The organism is Pseudomonas sp. GM33, from assembly GCF_000282295.1.
Lineage (GTDB): Bacteria > Pseudomonadota > Gammaproteobacteria > Pseudomonadales > Pseudomonadaceae > Aquipseudomonas > Aquipseudomonas laurylsulfatiphila.
The window spans coordinates 1-17,860 of sequence record NZ_AKJO01000139.1; the positions used below are offsets into that span (position 1 = coordinate 1).

The following is a 17,860-nucleotide window of genomic DNA, read 5'->3' on the forward strand; positions in this document are numbered from 1 at the left end:
AGCAGTTGGGGTTTTGTTTTTGGCGTAGAAAAAGCGCGCTCAATCGAGCACAAATTGGCGCAGTTATTTTTGTCCCGGGACACTAGAATAGGTCCAACTTTTTCAGAGTCAGAGCGCTTATGCCGGATTCGGTTGACGCCAACGAGCTGTCAGAATTACCACTGGAAGATCTGGTTGCCTGCCATGAGTGCGACTTGCTCATGCGCAAACCAGCACTCGCCCATGGCGAAAAGGCCCTGTGCCCGCGCTGTGGCTACGAGCTTTATGCCAATCGGTACAACGTCGTACAGCGCAGTCTCGCCCTGGTCATAGCCGCCTTGTTGTTGTTTATTCCGGCGAACTTTTTACCCATCATGCAGCTCAATCTACTCGGGCAGTCTTCGCAAGACACTGTCTGGAGCGGCGTTGTCGCCCTTTTTGATACGGGCATGCAAAGCGTTTCAGTGATTGTATTCCTGTGCAGCATGGGGATCCCGCTGCTCAAGCTGCTGTGCCAACTGGCCGTATTGTTGAGTATTCGTTTTGATGTCGGGCGCAGCTACGGTTTGTTGCTCTATCGCATTTATCACCATATTCGCGAATGGGGGATGCTCGAGGTTTACTTCATGGGCGTGCTGGTGGCGATCGTCAAACTGGCAGATATGGCAGCCATCACCGTCGGCCTCGGCCTGGCGTGCTTCATTGGTTTATTGCTGATTCAAGTCTGGTTGGAGGTCGTAATGTCGCCTCACCAGATCTGGCAAGCGTTATCAGGAGAGGATGCCCATGCGGGCGATTGATGCAGGCATTCTGATTTGCAAGGAATGTCATGAATTGAACAGGCAGGAAGCTGATACCGACGAGCAGGTCTGTACACGCTGCGGAGCGTTGGTGCATGCACGCAGCCCGAATAGCCTGGTGCGCACCTGGGCATTGCTGATTACCGCCGCCATTCTTTACATACCGGCCAATTTGTTGCCGATCATGACCGTGAACTCCCTCGGCAAAGGATCGCCCAGCACGATCATGGCGGGTGTGGTCGAGTTGGTGCACTACGGCATGTTCCCCATTGCGGCCGTGGTGTTTATCGCCAGTATCGTGGTGCCCACGTTCAAGCTGGTGGGCATTGCTCTGCTGCTGTTTTCCGTGCAGCGCCGTCAGCCCCTTTCGGCTCGCCAGCGTATCTGGATGTACCGTTTCATTGAATTCATCGGCCGCTGGTCGATGCTCGATATCTTTGTGATTGCCATCCTCGTGGCGGTCGTGAATTTTGGGCGGCTTGCCAGCATCGAAGCCAATCTTGGCGCCATCGCCTTCGCCTCGGTGGTGATCCTGACGATGCTTGCCGCAGTAACTTTTGATCCCCGACTGATTTGGGATAACACGGAGTCGGACGACGACCATGACTGATTTGCCTGTAGCGAAAACCCGACCGGCTTCGAACTGGTCTGCCATTTGGGTGTTGCCCCTGATCGCCCTGATCATCGGCGGCTGGCTCGGCTGGCGTGCCTATAACGAGACCGGTATCGAGATTCAGGTACGCTTTGAAAGCGGCGAAGGCATTCAGGCCAACAAGACCGAAGTTGTCTATAAAGGCATGCCGGTCGGCAAGGTAAAGAGCCTCAAGCTGGATGACGAAGGCAGTTCCAAAGGCGTGATCGCCAGCATCGAAATGAACAAGGACGTGGAGCAATACCTGCGCACCAGCACGCGTTTCTGGCTGGTCAAGCCGAGCGTGACGTTGGCAGGGATTACCGGTCTTGAGACGCTGGTTTCGGGCAACTACGTTGCGATCAGTCCGGGCGAGGGTGAACCGGTTCGCAAGTTCAAAGCCCTGGCCCAGGAACCGCCGCTATCCGATGCCCAGCCCGGTCTGCACCTGACCATCAAGGCTGACCGCCTGGGCTCGCTGAACCGTGGCAGTCCGGTGTTTTACAAACAGATCAAAGTGGGCCAGATCAAAAGCTATGTGTTGTCCGAAGACCAGAGCACCGTCGAGCTCAAGGTCTTCATCGAGCCGACTTACGCCAAACTGGTGCGCAAACACACACGTTTCTGGAATGCCAGCGGCATCAGCATCGACGCCAATCTTTCGGGGGTGAAGATTCGCAGTGAATCCCTGGCCAGCATTGTCGCCGGTGGTATTGCGTTCGCTACACCCGAAAACCGTAAGGAAAGCCCGCCTACCGACCCAAGCCTGCCGTTCAGACTCTATGAAGACTTCGATGCAGCGGCGGCCGGTATCCGGATCAAGGTCAAGCTCAGCGACTTCGAGGGCTTGCAGGCCGGTCGTACGCCGGTGATGTACAAAGGCATTCAGGTCGGCAATCTCAAGGCGCTGAAGGTCGATCCTGACCTGTCCGGGGCCACCGCCGAGTTGACGATGGACCCGTTGGCCGAAGATTACCTGGTCGACGGTACGCAGTTCTGGGTGGTCAAGCCGTCGATTTCTCTCGCCGGGATTACCGGGCTCGAGGCGCTCGTCAAAGGTAACTACATCGCTGTGCGTCCTGGCGACAAGGGTGCCGCACCGCAACGCGAATTCGTGGCGCGGCCCAAGGCTCCACCCCTGGACCTGCGTGCGCCGGGCCTGCACCTGGTGTTGTTCACTGAAAACCTTGGCTCGCTGGAAGTCGGCAGCCCGGTTCTCTACAAGCAGGTCAAAGTCGGTTCGGTACAGAGCTATCAGTTCTCGCGCACCAAAAAGCAATTGATCATCGGCGTGCATATCGAGAAGGAATACGAGGACCTGGTCAACGCCTCGACGCGCTTCTGGAATGCCAGCGGCATCACGCTCTCGGGTGGACTGACCGGTGGCATTCAAGTCAAGAGTGAATCGCTGCAAAGCCTGATGGCCGGCGGTATCGCCTTTGAAACCCCGGAAGCCAAGGCACCGCTACAAAAGCGCATTCCACGTTTCCGCTTGTTCGCCAGCCATGACGACGCCACGCAAAAGGGCGAGGTGATTACCATCAAGGTCGATCGCGCCGATGGCTTGCGTACGGGCACGCCGATTCGCTTCAAGGGCCTGGATGTCGGCAAGATCGAGGACGTTGACCTGAGTGACGACCTGCAATCGGTGCTGCTGACCGCGCGGATTACCGAAGTGCCGGAGCGCATCGCCCGGGTCGGCAGTCAGTTCTGGGTGGTCAAGCCTGAACTGGGGCTGATCAAGACATCGAACCTTGAAACCCTGGTGACCGGGCAATACATCGAAGTGCTGCCAGCTGCCAAGAATCTGGGACCGCAGAAAAGCTTCATGGCACTGGCCAGTCCACCTGAAGCTGTAAAGCGTGAAGACGGTTTGAGTCTGGTGTTGAGCGCCGCTCGTCGCGGTTCGCTGAAGGCCGGTGTGCCGGTGACGTATCGCGAAATCACGGTGGGCAAGGTAACGGGTTATGAACTGGGGCAGACCGCTGATCGTGTCCTGATCCATATCCTGATCGAGCCGAAGTACGCGCCACTGGTGCGTAGCGGCACACGGTTCTGGAACACCAGCGGTTTCGACTTCGATGTTGGACTGTTCAGGGGGGCAACGGTGCGCACTGAATCCCTGGAGACGATGATTCAGGGCGGTGTTGCCTTCGCTACACCGGACGGCGAGCGCATGGGCAGCCCGGCGCGACCGGAGCAGACGTTCGCTTTGTTCGACAAGTTCGAAGAGGAATGGCTGGGCTGGGCGCCGAAGATTTCGCTCGGCAAGTAGTTTTCTGGTGTCAGTGATGACGCCTTCGCGGGCAAGCCCGCTCCCACAGGGGGCTGGGTTGTTCCTGAAGAAATGCGATCAAGTGTGGGAGCGGGCTTGCCCGCGAAGAGGCCCTGGAGTTCGCTGCAAAGTTAACTGACACACCTATGAAAAAGGCCGCGATCCATTGGACCGCGGCCTTTTTTATTGCCTTCGATTCAAGCGTCAGACCGCATCCAGCTCCGGTTCATCCGCTTGTTCATTGACCGTCGCCTTCACCTGATCGTGACGACGGATGTACTTCCAGTCCGCCTCGTCGATGTAGATGCCGGCCGGGCCGCTGCCGCCTTCCAGGTCGATGGCGACACTGGCGCAGACCTGCGGCTTCACGCTCGCCAGGATCGGCACGAAGCCCAGTTGCAGGCTGGTTTCCAGCAATGCGGCCTGGTTCTTCTCATCGATGTCCGCCGCCTCGTCGAGGTAGTACGGCAGGCGTACACGACCGGCCTGGTCACGGTCCATCAAGTGCAGCAACAAGTACATGTTGGTCAGCGCCTTGATGGTCATGGTGGTGCCGTTGGACGCGGCGCCGTCGATGTCGGTGTGGATCACCGGTTGGCCGTTGACCTTGGTGATCTCGAACGCCAGCTCGAACAAGTCCTTGAGGCCGAGCTGGTTGTGGTTCGCCGCCACCAGTCGCGCGAGGTATTCCTTGGCCTCTTCGTTCTTGTTGTCCTGCTCTGCACTTTGGCTGAGGTCGAAGACCGACAGGGTTTCGCCTTCCTCGTACTGACCGGCGCTGTGGATGATCTGGTCGATGTGCTTGAGCGCTTCCTTGTTCGGCGCGAGCACGATGCGGAAGCTTTGCAGGTTGGAGACCTGGCGTTTGTTGATTTCGCGGTTGAACAGCGCCAACTGGTGTTCGAGGCTGTCGTAGTCGCTGCGGATGTTGCGCAGGGTCCGGGCGATGTCCGTCACGGCGGCACGGCGAGCCTTGCCCAGGGTCAGGGCTTCGTCGGTGCGGTGGGCATAGGCGTTGATCAACAGTTGCAGGCGACGCTCCATATCGTCTTCGCTGTCGAACTTGGCCACGCCCTTGAGGCGCACCTGAGCGTACAGCGCTTCGATCTGGCCGTCGGCGCGCAGCAGACCTTGCCAGCTGTCCTGATAGTCGTTGAGCAGCGGCAGCAGGTTGTCCATGGAGTCGTCGATCGGGTCCATGAACGGCGTGCCGAACGGCAGGTCCGCCGGCAGCAACTGACGGCGGCGCAGGGCGTCGTCGAGGGTGCGTTGCTTGGCTTCCATGTCGCCGATCTGCCGGCCGACCAATTGCAGCTTGGCCGACAGTTGCTGGACGCGCTCGGTAAAGGCATCGCTGGAACGCTTCAATTCGTCCTGTGCGGCTTCCATCTGAGCCATCTGTTCCAGCTTGTCGCCTTCCTCGGCGCTCAGGGTTTGCGCGCGACGGAAATCTTCCAGGGCTTTCTGCGCATCCAGCACTTGCTGGTACAGCACTTCGGTCTGGGTCTTGCTCGCGGCGCGGTCGGCAGCCACGGCTTGCTGGGTTTTCAGTTGCTTGAGTTCTTTTTCCAGGCGTTCTTTCTGGTCGCGCAGGGCTGCACGGTCAGCCAGGGCCTGCAAGGCCGGTGGTTCGATGTGCGAGACGTCGATGGACAGGCCCGGCACTTCGAAGCGTTCGCCTTTGAAGCCGTCGAGGATCAGCTCCACGGATTTCACCCAGTCGCCGTTTTCGTCGAGGGTGATGCCATGTTCGCCCAGCGGCAGGCTGAACAGCGCGCTGTTGAACAGGCGCATCAGGCGCTCGACGTCCTGCTGCGAGAATTCTTCGCGCAGGCGGGCGTAGCTGTTGTTGTCGGCGTGATCGAGTTGCTGCTTGACTGACTTCAGGCGTTTTTCCAGGTCGCGCAAACGCTCGTCGAGGTCTTCGGCGCTGAACTGACGAGACTGCGCCAAGGCGCCGGCCAGTTCATCGTGGGCGTCCTTGGCGGCCAGCAGTTGTTGCTCCAGCACCTTGACGTCATCGACCAGGGCAAAGCGATGCTTGAGCACCGACAATTCGCCGAGCCAGCGCTGGATGCCGGTGATTTCCCGTTCCAGGCGCATCAGTTCCTGAGTGCCACCGCGCTGATCGTTCTGCAGGGCGTCCTGCTCGTTGCGGTAGTGCTCGGCCTGAATGGTCAGCTCTTCCTTGCGCGCACTGGCGTAGTCCGACCAGGTGCCCAGCAACGAATCGAGCAGCGGCGAGATGCGGTGCAGTTTGCCGCGCAGGATGTCGCGTTGCTTCACGCCGTTGGCCAGCGCTTCGACCAACGGACCGGCCGCGACCAGCGAGTTGTAGTCCTGCTCCATGCGTCGTACATCGCGGAAGGCTTCTTCGCACGCGGCAATGTAATCGACGCTGCCGGATCGCAGACTGTGTTCGAAGGCATCGAGGAACAGCTGCTTGAGTTTGGCCGCGGTGATTTCGCGCATGTGCAGCAGGTTGATGAACAGTGCGCGGAAGGTCTTCAGGCTCTGCTCGCTGGTGGAGCGCAGCGGGATCAGCGTCAGGTCCAGCGGGATCGAGGTGTGGCCACCGACCAGCAAGCGGCGCAGTTCGTCCGGCTTGAGTTCGTAGGCTTTCAGGCCTTCGCGCTCAAGGTTGGTGAACAGCTCTTTCTGACGCAGGCAGGTGTCGTTTTTCTGATAGTGGGCCAGGTCCAGCTTGCCGGCGTAGGCAAAGAACTGGTGACCGAAACCACCACCGGGGCCGCGACCGACCACGCCGATCACATGCGGACCGTGGGGCAGGTTGACTTCGACCAGGATGTAGCTGGTGTCCGAGGCGAAGTAGAAGCGCCGGGATTGTTCCAGGCTGTACTTGCCGAAGCTCATGTCCGACATGCGCGCCAGGATCGGGAACTGCAAGGCGTTGATCGAGGCGGATTTACCGAGGTTGTTCGCGCCGTACACAGACAGCGGCTCTTCCAGCGGGAACAGGCCGAGGCTGTAGCCGGCGGTGTTCAAAAGGGCAAAGCGGCGGATGCCGTAACGTTCCTTGCTCATGCGTCGAGCTCCTGTTCTTCGGCAATGGCCCGGGCCAGGGCGTCTTCTTCGCTTTCACTTTCGAATTCGCTCAAGTCGAGCGGGTCGTCGGTCTGCAGCAGTTTTTCGTCGCTGTCTTCGTCGATCAGCACCGGCACCGGCAATGGCAGGACGCTGTGCAGGCTGGCGGCCAGATCGCGGTCCTGCTGCACCGACAGGCACACATCGAGGAAACGGTGCATCGGCGGCAGGAAACGGTAGACGCCGTTTTCTTCACTGGCAAAACCGAGCTGGGTCATGCGGCGCATGATCTTTTCTTCCAGCTCGTCCTGGGTCTGCACTTCGGCCTGGATGAACAGGTCGCGGTATTTTTCCAGCAGCGACGGCAGCTCATCGCGGCCGAGGCTGCCGCCGTCGAGCACGGAGATCGGGTCGCGGCCCTGGTCGGCCAGGTGCTCGACGAGGATGAAGGTGAACAGCGCCAGGCGCTGGGCGGTCTTGTTCACCGCCGCTGCCGCGAGGTCCGGCACGAAGTAGTAGAAGCCGCGGGTGTCGCAGACCAGTTCAAAGCCCAGTGCCTTGAACAGCGTGCGGTATTGGTCCTGAAAGTTCGATAACTGTGCGTACAGCTCCGGATCGCGGCGGCTGACGTGGTAACCCTTGAACAGCTCGCGAAAGATCGGCGCCAGATGGGACAGTTCGGATAGATCAAGATGCATAAGGAGTGCTCGCAGAATTCTCGGTGGCGTCATCGCTGACCGAGAGCAGGGCGAAGGAGCGCAGGCTGACCTGGTGCTCGTGAGTATGGTATTCGCGACGTTCCAGACGCTCGCGCTTGAAGCGTTTTTCCCGCGACAGGCGCGAGAACCAGTACAGCAATTCGTCGGTGGCGCCGTCCGGTTCCTGCTCCAGCAACCAGGTCATCAGGTCCGGCATCGGCAGGGCGTCTTCGCAGCGCTCGAGCATTTCCCGAACCGTGCGAGGCGCGCGTGGTGCATCGCCGCCCTTGTGGGTCTTGTGCGCCTTGGGGAAACGCGCCGGTTTCGGTTCGAAACGCGCCAGCGCGTAGACGTAGGCTTCAACCTGACTGGCGCTGCCGAGGAACGTGCTTTGCGGCCGTGTGAACAGTGGCATCGCCGCTTGTGGTACGGCGTCGATGCCCTTGCGCCGGATGGCGGCCAGGGCCAGCGCGGCGCCACGGGTCACGGCATTGTGCCGGCGGGCCTCTTCACGCAACGGCAAGAGCAGCTCGCGGGCATGACGCAGGGTCAGTTGGGCGCTGGTCTGCATTTCGAGGATGCGCGCGTGGGTGCGCAGCAGCATGTCGTCGTCGACCAGGTGGCCGAGGCGCTGCTGTTCGCTGAGCATCTTCAGCAGCACGGTTTCGACCTTGCGCACGCCTTGTTCGAAGGCGCCGTCGGCGTTCACCAGATCAATCATCGGCTCGACGTATTCGTCCCAGGTCGCCAGCACTTCCGCATAACGCTGGCGCAACGGAATCTGCCGGTCGCTGGTTTTCGCCCGTTCGGCGACGGCCACCAGTGCCTGTTCGTCGTTATCGAGTTTTTTCAGCACGTCACGCACGCGCATGTCGAGCAGGCGCAACTGGCGGGCCAGGTCATTACCGTCGCGGATGTCGAATGCGTCCTGGATATAGCCGGCCAGGCGCTCAAGGTGGCGCAGGTAGGCTTCGATCTCCAGGCACAGGCCCAGGCGGTGTTCACGGCGCAGATAGGCGAGGAAGTCGTGAATCTGCGCATTGAGCTCGAAACGGTTCGGGCTTTTGGCCACGGGAACCAGGATATCGAGGCGAATCCACACGTCGAGCAGGCTGGTAATGTCCTGCGGCGTGCTGTCGAGTTGCTGGGCGGCCAGTTGCGTGCGCAGTTCGTTGAGGCTCAGTGTGCCTTGGTCGAAGTGCTCGCACAGTGGCTCCAGAAGTGCCCAGTGTTCAGCGAGGGCGCGCAAGACGCGCTTGGGTTCGATCATCGGAATGGCCGGCTGGTTGGCGATTAAAAGCAGCGATTGTACTGCATCGGGGGCAATGCGATTCACTCTCGGGACGGGCTGTTGTTTTTTCTGTCCGTGAAGTCTATCGATCAACAGCGCGCGATCTTGTGCGAACGGCGGTAGAATCAGCGCACTTTAGTTATCCACAAGTGGCCGACCTTTGCTTATCGAGTCCCGTCGTCGCGCTTATTTGAACGCCATGCAGGTGGTCAACTGGCTGCCGCGCACCGAATTGCCCTTTGCTGCGCCGTCACGGCCCGAGCTGCTGGAGATACCCGAGCCGGCCGTGGTCGCGCCTGTCGTGCCGGCTGTCGTGGCTGAGACGCCCGTGGCGCCTGTGGTCAAGCCGGCCGAGCGGGTGAAGATCGAGGTGCCGCGACCATCGCTGGCGAGCACCCGCACCGGTGCCAAACCGGTGGAAGAAGTCGAAGAGGCACCCGTCGTGGTCAAGGCGCCGGTCGTGCCGCCGCCGCGTTTCGCCCTGCAGTTGCTGCGGGCCGGGCGCTGCCTGCTGCTGGTGGAGTTACCCACAGGCGAATCCTTCCAGACCCGTGACCCTGCTTATCTGCTGCTCAAGGACATGCTGCGCGCCGCCGGTCTGCCGGACAGCCCGCAGATCGTCGGCGAGCCGGTGCGCTGGCCGCTGCTGGTGCGTGGCACGATGGACCAGGGCCCGGAAGCGGCCCGCGACTTCGTGCAAGGTTTTCTCTCGGTGCGCATGGAAGAAACACCCTGCGCCTGCCTGTGGCTGATCGGCCTGCCCGCCGTGCGTTTTGCCGGCGAAGCGGATGCCGAGGCGTTCAATCGCGAGTTGCAGATCGAAGGCCTGGGCTCGGCCTGGGCGGTACCGGGCCTGGAATTATTAATGGAAGAGCCACAGCGTAAGGCTGATGTCTGGCAAGCCATGCGTCGGCTGATGGCGCGCTGGAAAGAATCGAATGAGTGACGCTGTATCGTTTCGCCCGATGACCGAGGCGGACCTGGAAACCGTGCTGAAAATCGAGTACGCGGCCTATAGCCATCCCTGGACCCGCGGGATTTTCCTCGACGGCCTGGGCAAGTACCAGATCTGGCTGATGTTCGAAGGCCAGCAACAGGTGGGCCACGGTGTGGTGCAGATCATCCTCGACGAGGCGCACCTGCTGAACATCACGGTCAAGCCGGAAAACCAGGGCCGCGGCCTGGGGCTGACATTGCTGGAGCATTTGATGTCGATTGCCTACAAGGCCGACGCCCGGGAGTGTTTCCTGGAAGTGCGCGACAGCAATACCGCGGCGTTCAAACTGTACGAGCGTTATGGTTTCAACGAAATCGGCCGGCGCCGGGATTACTACCCGGCGGTGGGCGGTCGCGAAGATGCGGTGGTCATGGCCTGCACATTGGTCGATTGAGCTTAAAAGCTTCGTCGGATCGCCGCCCGGAGCAAGCCCGCTCCCACATTTTGAATGCATTCCCCCTGTGGGAGCGGGCTTGCTCGCGAAGGCGGCTGAACAGGCACTTAAAAACTATCGCTTGCCGTCCATCGGATCGCGCCGCGCCATTTCCGCCTCATCCAGGCCATTGCCACCGCCAATGTCATCCTCATCGACGATGCTCAGGTCCCAATCCGCGCGATTATCATTGCCCGCCTCCTGGGCATCCCGGGCGCCGTCTTCACGGATCAGGGTTTCCGGGCTCAGGTCGTCGTCGGTAGGTTGATGATCGCCGGTCGAGGCGCCCGTCAGGCCTGCTTCACGTCCGCGGCGGGGCGGCATCAGTTGTTCGCGCTCGTTTTCCGGCAGTTCGTCACCAATCCTGGCGCTGGGTTCTTCGGTGTCGAAATCCAGCTCACGCACCGAACCCATGCGGTCTTCGTTATCATCGACGGGTTCCGGTTGCACCGCATCGTACGGACGTCGTGAATCATTCATGGCAATTCCTCATACTGTAGGCCTTACTACGGTTGACCCACGTGGCTACCGAGAATTCCACCGGCATGGAGCCCCGAGTACCGGATCAGGAGAGTATCCGCATTTCGCGCGTGACCCCGACGGACGGTTGTCAGTCAAAGCTGCGCATCATTCTTGAGGCTTCAAAGCATGAACGAATTACAAGATCTGATTGATAACAACGAGCGTTGGGCCGCTGCGATCAAGGAGGAAGATCCTGACTTCTTCGCCAAGCTGGCCCGTCAACAGACCCCGGAGTTCCTGTGGATCGGTTGTTCCGATGCCCGGGTGCCGGCCAACGAGATCGTTGGCATGCTGCCGGGCGATCTGTTCGTACACCGTAATGTGGCCAACGTCGTGCTGCACACCGACCTCAACTGCCTGTCGGTGATTCAGTACGCGGTCGACGTACTCAAGGTCAAGCATATCCTCGTCACCGGCCACTATGGCTGCGGCGGCGTGCGCGCCTCGATGCAGGATCGCCAGTTCGGCCTGATCGACGGCTGGCTGCGCTCGATTCGCGACCTGTATTACGAAAAGCGCGAAGAACTCGCCAAACTGGCTACCGAAGAAGAGCGGGTCGACCGTCTCTGCGAACTCAACGTGATCCAGCAGGTGGCCAACGTCGGGCACACCAGCATTGTGCAAAACGCCTGGCACCGTGGGCAGAGCCTGTCGATCCATGGCTGCATCTACGGTATCAAGGACGGTCGCTGGAAGAGCCTGAACGCTACCATCAGCGGCTTCGAGCAATTGCCGCCGCAGTACCGCCTGCGTCCGTTCGAACCCCTGTAAAACCCTTCAGCGCGGACTTTGCCGACGCCACTGTTGCAAAAACAGCTGGCCGTCGGCGTTCGGCGCTTCATCGAAGCCGGTGATCCAGCCCCGGCAGTTGTACGAACCGCAGCGGCAGGCGAACTGGCGCAGCAGTTGGTCTTCCGTGGCGGCGTAATCCATCGACAGCCGGTCACCTTTCTGAATGTCTTTGAGCGCCCACAACCACAGCTCACTCATGTCGAGAAATACGTTCGGGTCGCAAGAGTGGCGCAGCAGCCCACAGAAATGCGGGTCATGGACATGAATATCGCGGGCCAGTTGTCGGGTATGTCGGCCACGACAGGGCAGCAGATGCCCCGATACCCGGCAGATCCGGCTTATGCGGGGGAACTCGCGCAACGCTGCCGCGGCCATGGGCGTGCCCTGGTCGTTCGAAAGAATCTCGAAATCGGCCTGGGATGGATATCCGAGGTGCAGGGGTAGCTCCACAAATGGGTAAATACCCTGCGGCGGTGACGCGAGAGACTTGCGCAGTGCATCGGCTTTCATAACGATCCCTGTCGGCTGGGTGCTGCGACATCCATCCGCTGACGGTCCAGTCAGCGCTGCAGCACATGGGTACAGCCCAAGCCTCTCGCAGATATCGCGGGCGGTCTACTGTCATAACTGACAGGTTGACTGCCGATAGTCGGTTTACAGCGGTGGCGCGGGCAGGGCGGTGGCCGGTGCGGGTGCCTTGAGCTGTTTGAGCTGCAACTGGATCGCTGCTGTCGAGCATTTGGCCGCCGCCTGTCCCGGCGTCAGGTTGCGAATCGAGGTGTAGAACAGCGCACAGGTTTTTTCCTTCTCGGCCACTTGCCAGGTTTGTGTGCAGGTTTTCAGCTCGATATCGGCATTGCTGTCCGGTTGGCGGCCCATGACCGCCTGCCAGCAGGCGGCACTCAAATCCTGGCCCATGACTTTCAGCCCCGCCGCATCGGCCTTGGCCTTGGCATCGTTGCCGGTGTAGCTTGCCGGATCGGCGGCATACCAGATGTAGCTTGGGTGGTTAGAGCCCAGCACCCGCACTTTCACCCCGTCACTCGGGCTGATCGTCGCCAGCCCCAGCACATTCACGGTCGCCCCGTATTGTTGCTTGATCCAGTCACGCACCGGTGAGCCGAAGGCGACCATCGGCAATGTTTCACCGCTGGCGTGCAGGCTGAGGTTCCTGACCATGGTGGTCTGGTACTCGTTGAAGTAGCTGTAGACGCCCTCCAGGTCCTTGCCGGCGTTGGAGGGGGCGGCAATAGGGGCGATGTCGATGATGGTCTGAAAGGCCGGCGTCTGCTCGGCCGGGATGCCATTGACGGTGAGCAGCGATGCCCAGCGATCCGTGGTGGCGGATTTCAGGTAATCCTGGGCCTGGGTCAACGAATAGTCGGGCGGGAAGTGCAGCAGCTCGACACTTTTGCGGTTCTCCAGGGCCATGCCCAGTGGCAGGAACAGGTACCAGCTATACGCCCACTTGCCGTCGGCATTCAGTTTGCTGGCGCCGTTATAGGCCAGGTCACCGGCATCGAGCAGTGCTGCCAAAGGTTTTTCATAGCTATTGGGCACGCCGATGATCTGCGCGTGGAGCTGACCGTTATCGGTTTTGACCAGAACCTTCGCATCGCCGTAGCCATCGCGCTGCACGCTCTGGGTCAGGTAATGCTCGACGGTTTGCTCGAGCGTCCAGTTGCGAAAGCAGATCACGTTGCAATTGTTGGGGTAGGCGAAGAGGCGGGTAACGCGTTCGGTCGTGCCCAGCTTCAAATTGACATCGGCGTGGGCGGTGGTGCTCAGGGTGAAGGCTGCGAGGGTGAGTGCCGCAAGTTTGAACATGCTCAGATCCTTTTCAGCGTATTAGACCAGCAGATACTGAAACCGACGGGCGGAACAACAAGGGGCCGATCAATACCGGCCCCTTTCTTTCAGGTTACGGCATGACTGGCGGCAAATACGCCAACGTCGTCCCCAGTGCCCATAACAACACTAGCACCAGTGGCGTGTGTACCAGCAACTGCACGAACGAGAAACCGATCAGGTCCCGCGCCTTCAGCCCCAGCACGCCCAGCAATGGCAGCATGTAGAAGGGGTTGATCAGGTTCGGCAAGGCTTCGGCGGCGTTGTAGATCTGTACCGCCCATCCCAGGTGATAGTTCAGGTCATTGGCCACCTGCATCACGTACGGCGCTTCGATGATCCACTTGCCGCCACCGGACGGAATGAAGAAACCGAGGATCGCCGAGTACACGCCCATCAGCAGGGCATAGGTATCGTGGGAGGCAATGCTGACGAAGAAGGTCGAGATGTGATGCGCCAGGGTCTGCGCATCGGCGCCTTTGACCGTGGTCATCAGTGCCGCGATCGAGCCATACAGCGGGAACTGGATCAACACCCCGGTGGTGGTCGGCACCGCACGGGACACGGCATCCAGAAAGCTGCGAGGGCGCCAGTGCAGCAGGGCACCGAGCATGATGAACAGGAAGTTGTAGGTGTTCAGCCCGGAAATCGCACTGATGGCCGGTTTGGTCGAAAACTCATGGAACAACCACCCGGCAGCCAGCAACACCAGCAGAATCGTCAGCAGCGGGCTGTGTTCCAGCCATTCGCCTGGGCGGGTGCGCGGTTGCAGCGGTGGCAGGTTGAAACTCGGGTCGACACCACAGGCCTTGGCGTCACGCGCCGAATTCGGGCCGGGGGCGGTGGCGTAGGCGATGATCAGCGAAATCACGATCAGGGCCAGCAACATCACGCCGGACTGCCAGAGAAAGATCGTCTGGGTGAATGGAATCACCCCGGTGATCGACAGAATCGAGGGTGGCAGGCTGGCCGGGTTGGCCTGCAATTGAGCGGCCGATGACGACAGGCCCAGGGCCCACACGGCACCGAGCCCCAGGTAGGCGGCGGCACCGGCGGCACGGTAATCCATTTTCAGATCTGTGCGGCGGGCGAGGGCGCGCACCAGCAATCCGCCGAACACCAGGGACAAGCCCCAGTTGAGCAACGAGGCGACCATCGAGATCAGCGCGACCCAGGCCACGGCAGAGCGGCCGTTTTTCGGGATTTTCGCCAGGCGGTCGATCAGTTTCACCGCCGGCGGTGAACTGGCGACCACATAACCGCCGATCACCACGAAGGCCATCTGCATGGTGAAGGGGATCAGGCTCCAGAAGCCATCACCGAAGGCCATGGCGGCGTCGGTGGGCTTGGCGCCCATGGCCATGGTGGCCACCGCCACGATAATCACCGCCAGGGCAGCAAACACCCAGGAGTCGGGGAACCAGCGTTCGGCAAAACTTGAACAGCGCAGGGCAAAGCGGGCGGAGCGGCTATCTTCGATATCAGCGGCCACGGGAGTACCTCGGATTTTTATGTTTGTTGTGGTCTTCGGGGCAGTAACCGCCCGTCTGGACAGACGCCAACATTAATTCAAGCCGTGGATTTTTGCGGGGCTGATTTGTGGCTATGGGACTTTGGTCTAACGGGTTGTCCGCCAGCGCGTTTGCGTAGACCATGGGCGCCTTGGTTTTTGCCTGTGCCAGAGTTCTTTACATGACTGCCAACACCGATTCGCGCCCGGCGCCGTTCAGCCGCTCGGACTACAAGACCCTGGGGCTTGCCGCCCTCGGCGGGGCGCTGGAAATCTACGACTTCATCATTTTCGTGTTTTTCGCCCTTACCCTCAGCCAGTTGTTCTTCCCGCCGGAAATGCCCGAGTGGCTGCGCCTGCTGCAAAGCTTCGGGATTTTCGTCACCGGTTACCTGGCGCGACCTTTGGGCGGCATCCTGATGGCGCACTTCGCCGATCGCCTGGGGCGCAAGAAAGTCTTCAGCCTGAGCATCCTGATGATGGCATTGCCCTGCCTGCTGATCGGGATCATGCCGACCTATGCGCAAATCGGTTATTTCGCCCCCTTGTTGCTACTGGTTCTGCGTGTTCTCCAGGGTGCGGCGGTGGGCGGCGAAGTGCCAAGTGCCTGGGTTTTCGTCGCCGAGCATGCGCCGATCGGTCACCGGGGTTATGCCCTGGGGTTCCTGCAGGCGGGGCTGACTTTCGGCTATCTGATCGGTGCGTTGACCGCGACCTTCCTGGCCCAGGCCTTCACTCAGGCGGAAATTCTCGATTACGCCTGGCGTTACCCGTTCCTGCTCGGCGGCGTGTTTGGCGTGATCGGCGTCTGGCTGCGTCGCTGGCTCAGCGAAACCCCGGTGTTCATGGCCATGCAGGCGCAGCGCGAGGCGGCCGGCGAACTGCCGCTGCGCACAGTCTTGCGCGAGCATCGGCTGGCCATTTTGCCAGCGATGATTCTCACCTGTGTGCTGACCTCGGCCGTGGTGGTATTCGTGGTCATTACCCCGACCATGATGCAGAAAACCTTCGGCATGACCGCCAGCCATACCTTCGCCTTGAGCGCACTGGGCATCGTGTTCCTGAACATCGGCTGCGTGCTCGCGGGGCTGCTGGTCGACCGCATTGGCGCCTGGCGCACGGTGATGCTCTATAGCCTGCTGCTGCCGCTGGGCATCGGTGTGCTTTACGGCTGCCTGATCATGGGCGGTGACTGGATCGGCCTGGCTTACGCCGTGGCAGGGCTGGCCTGCGGGGTGGTCGGCGCGGTGCCGTCGGTGATGGTCAGCCTGTTCCCGGCGCGGATTCGCGTCTCGGGCATCTCGTTCACCTACAACATTGCCTATGCCGCCTGGGCGAGTATCACACCGCTGTTGCTGATCGGCCTGATGCCGTGGAGTCCGTGGATTTGCGTGATGTTCAGTGCGGTGATGGGCGCGGTGGGCGTGGGCAGTGCGGCGTACTTCGGTGTGCGGATGCCGAGAATCGCAGGCTGTTCTGCCGCTGGCGCGCATTGATCGGGCGCGTCGTAACTATTTTTGTAGGACAAACCTGAAACACGCTTAAGTAAATGTTTCCAAGGCCGATGGTTAGGCTGCATATCGCTTTCTACCCCTGTCCATCGGTGCTTTCCCATGTTCAATAAACGCTTGAAGCAGGAGCTGTTGGCTCTTCGTGAAGAACTCTCCAGCCTCCAGCAAGTGAAGGAAAGCCTGGAAAGCGAGATGCTGGTGCTGACCCTCGACAGTGATGGACGTGTCCAGTCGGTCAATCAAAACTTCCTTGCTGAAATGCATTACAAGAGCGCCGACTTGATCGGCCGGCACATCGACGACCTTGTCCCGGAACACGTGAAATTCGACGAATTCCAGCAGCGCTTCAAGAACGCGCTGACCCGTGGCGAGCACTTCGCCGGTGCGGTACGCCTGTTGCGCGGCACGGGGCAGGAAGCCTGGTTGCGTTCGATCCTGCAGCCAGTGCGCTCGGCGGACGGTCGGATCAAGTGTTTCTCGATCTTCTCCAGCGACCTGACCCGCACCATCGAGGCCTCCCGCGAACACGAGAACCTGATCGGTGCGCTGGTGCGCTCCACGGCGGTGATCGAGTTCGACCTCAACGGCAACGTGCTGACCGCCAACGACCGCTTCCTCAGTGGCATGGGTTACAGCCTGGCGCAGATCAAAGGCAAACATCACCGCACCTTCTGCCAGCCGGAGGAATACAACAGTGCCGAGTACCAGAACTTCTGGCGTCGCCTGAACGCGGGTGAGTACGTGGCTGGCCGTTTCAAACGTGTCGACAGTCATGGTCGTACCGTCTGGCTTGAGGCGTCCTACAACCCGGTGACCGATGCCAACAATAATCTCTACAAAGTGGTGAAGTTCGCCACGGTGATTACCGATCAGGTCAATCAGGAACAGGCCGTCGCCGAAGCCGCCAACATTGCCTACAGCACATCGCAGCAAACCGACCAAAGCGCCCAGCGCGGTAACGCGGTGGTGACCCAGGCCGTGGACGTGATGCGTGACCTGGCCAAACACATGCAAACCGCCGGCGACGGCATCGAAGCCTTGAACGAGCAGTCGCTGGTGATCGGCACCATCGTCAAAACCATCAGCGGCATTGCCGAACAGACCAACCTGCTGGCGCTCAACGCGGCCATCGAAGCGGCGCGTGCGGGCGAGCAGGGTCGCGGCTTCGCCGTGGTGGCAGATGAAGTCCGGCAACTGGCATCGCGCACCAGCCAGGCCACCGACGAAATCGTCCTCGTGGTGCGGCAGAACCAGGACATGGCGCGCAACGCCGTGGCATTGATGACCGATGGCAAACTCCAGGCCGAACAGGGCCTGGCACTGGCGGCGGAAGCGGGCACGGTGATTGTCGAGATCCAGGACGGCGCACAGAAAGTGGTCAATGCGGTGGGGCAGTTTGCCAATCAACTCACTAACTGACCTGTGATCAGCTCTTGGTGGGAGCGGGCTTGCTCCGGGCGGCGTTCCGACGAAAGCGGTGTGTCATTCAACGCAACTGTGACTGAACTGACGCTTTCGCGAGCAAGCC

General features: G+C 60.6%; 14 protein-coding genes and 2 pseudogenes. 9 read left to right on the forward strand and 7 right to left on the reverse strand.

The features are described 5' to 3' along the window. The first annotated feature begins 119 nt into the window (after nt 1-119). From PMI26_RS06460 to PMI26_RS06450, 3 genes are read left to right on the forward strand one after another with little or no spacing between them, the layout of a single operon-like run. Nucleotides 120-779, forward strand: a complete 660-nt coding sequence (locus PMI26_RS06460; RefSeq protein ID WP_007978039.1) for a paraquat-inducible protein A — start codon at nt 120-122, stop codon at nt 777-779. Beyond that, complete coding sequence (locus PMI26_RS06455) at nt 766-1,389, forward strand: paraquat-inducible protein A (protein WP_007978040.1); 624 nt, start codon at nt 766-768, stop codon at nt 1,387-1,389. The genes PMI26_RS06460 and PMI26_RS06455 overlap by 14 nt, the downstream gene beginning before the upstream one ends. Next, complete coding sequence (locus tag PMI26_RS06450; RefSeq protein ID WP_007978041.1) at nt 1,382-3,685, forward strand: PqiB family protein; 2,304 nt, start codon at nt 1,382-1,384, stop codon at nt 3,683-3,685. Before PMI26_RS06455 ends, PMI26_RS06450 begins: the two co-directional genes overlap by 8 nt. 204 nt (nt 3,686-3,889) lie before the next feature. Here PMI26_RS06450 and mksF read toward each other — a convergent pair whose 3' ends face one another. The 3 genes from mksF to mksB are packed head-to-tail and all read right to left on the reverse strand — an operon-like array spanning nt 3,890 to nt 8,698. After that, complete coding sequence (gene mksF / locus PMI26_RS06445; protein ID WP_007978042.1) at nt 3,890-6,730, reverse strand: Mks condensin complex protein MksF; 2,841 nt, start codon at nt 6,728-6,730, stop codon at nt 3,890-3,892. Then, on the reverse strand, nt 6,727-7,428 hold the full coding sequence (gene mksE / locus PMI26_RS06440) for an Mks condensin complex protein MksE (RefSeq protein ID WP_007978043.1): 702 nt from the start codon (nt 7,426-7,428) through the stop codon (nt 6,727-6,729). The genes mksF and mksE overlap by 4 nt, the downstream gene beginning before the upstream one ends. Then, nucleotides 7,418-8,698, reverse strand: coding sequence for an Mks condensin complex protein MksB (mksB, locus tag PMI26_RS06435; RefSeq protein ID WP_162130293.1), 1,281 nt, complete (start codon nt 8,696-8,698; stop codon nt 7,418-7,420). Before mksB ends, mksE begins: the two co-directional genes overlap by 11 nt. 220 nt (nt 8,699-8,918) lie before the next feature. Between mksB and PMI26_RS06430 the strand changes: the two genes are divergently transcribed. Together PMI26_RS06430 and rimI are read left to right on the forward strand one after the other, a co-directional pair. Continuing rightward, a complete protein-coding gene (locus tag PMI26_RS06430) occupies nt 8,919-9,665 on the forward strand; it encodes a hypothetical protein (protein ID WP_007978045.1) in 747 nt (248 codons plus the stop codon). After that, complete coding sequence (rimI, locus tag PMI26_RS06425) at nt 9,658-10,110, forward strand: ribosomal protein S18-alanine N-acetyltransferase (RefSeq protein WP_007978046.1); 453 nt, start codon at nt 9,658-9,660, stop codon at nt 10,108-10,110. Before PMI26_RS06430 ends, rimI begins: the two co-directional genes overlap by 8 nt. 114 nt (nt 10,111-10,224) lie before the next feature. Here the strand turns inward: rimI and PMI26_RS06420 are convergent, their stop codons facing one another. Beyond that, a complete protein-coding gene (locus PMI26_RS06420) occupies nt 10,225-10,629 on the reverse strand; it encodes a hypothetical protein (protein WP_007978047.1) in 405 nt (134 codons plus the stop codon). Between the two features lie 168 nt (nt 10,630-10,797). On the opposite strand from PMI26_RS06420, the gene can reads away from it, so the two are divergent. Next, a complete protein-coding gene (gene can / locus PMI26_RS06415; protein WP_007978048.1) occupies nt 10,798-11,442 on the forward strand; it encodes a carbonate dehydratase in 645 nt (214 codons plus the stop codon). A gap of 6 nt (nt 11,443-11,448) precedes the next feature. On the opposite strand, the gene PMI26_RS06410 is transcribed toward can, so the two are convergent. The 3 genes from PMI26_RS06410 to PMI26_RS06400 form a co-directional block, all read right to left on the reverse strand. Next, on the reverse strand, nt 11,449-11,973 hold the full coding sequence (locus PMI26_RS06410; protein ID WP_007978049.1) for an SET domain-containing protein-lysine N-methyltransferase: 525 nt from the start codon (nt 11,971-11,973) through the stop codon (nt 11,449-11,451). Nucleotides 11,974-12,117: 144 nt separating this feature from the next. Beyond that, the gene (locus tag PMI26_RS06405; RefSeq protein ID WP_007978050.1) at nt 12,118-13,290 is read right to left on the reverse strand and encodes a hypothetical protein; all 1,173 of its coding nucleotides are present in this window, start codon (nt 13,288-13,290) and stop codon (nt 12,118-12,120) included. A 94-nt stretch (nt 13,291-13,384) separates the two neighbouring features. Continuing rightward, nucleotides 13,385-14,803, reverse strand: coding sequence for a short-chain fatty acid transporter (locus PMI26_RS06400; protein WP_007978051.1), 1,419 nt, complete (start codon nt 14,801-14,803; stop codon nt 13,385-13,387). Nucleotides 14,804-15,003: 200 nt separating this feature from the next. On the opposite strand from PMI26_RS06400, the gene PMI26_RS06395 reads away from it, so the two are divergent. The 3 genes and pseudogenes from PMI26_RS06395 to PMI26_RS32410 form a co-directional block, all read left to right on the forward strand. Beyond that, complete coding sequence (locus tag PMI26_RS06395) at nt 15,004-16,317, forward strand: MFS transporter (RefSeq protein WP_007978053.1); 1,314 nt, start codon at nt 15,004-15,006, stop codon at nt 16,315-16,317. A 207-nt stretch (nt 16,318-16,524) separates the two neighbouring features. Next, a pseudogene (locus tag PMI26_RS32405) lies at nt 16,525-17,163 on the forward strand (PAS domain-containing protein); the annotation flags it as partial. A gap of 150 nt (nt 17,164-17,313) precedes the next feature. After that, nucleotides 17,314-17,751, forward strand: a pseudogene (locus PMI26_RS32410) (methyl-accepting chemotaxis protein); the annotation flags it as partial. Between the last annotated feature and the right edge of the window lie 109 nt (nt 17,752-17,860).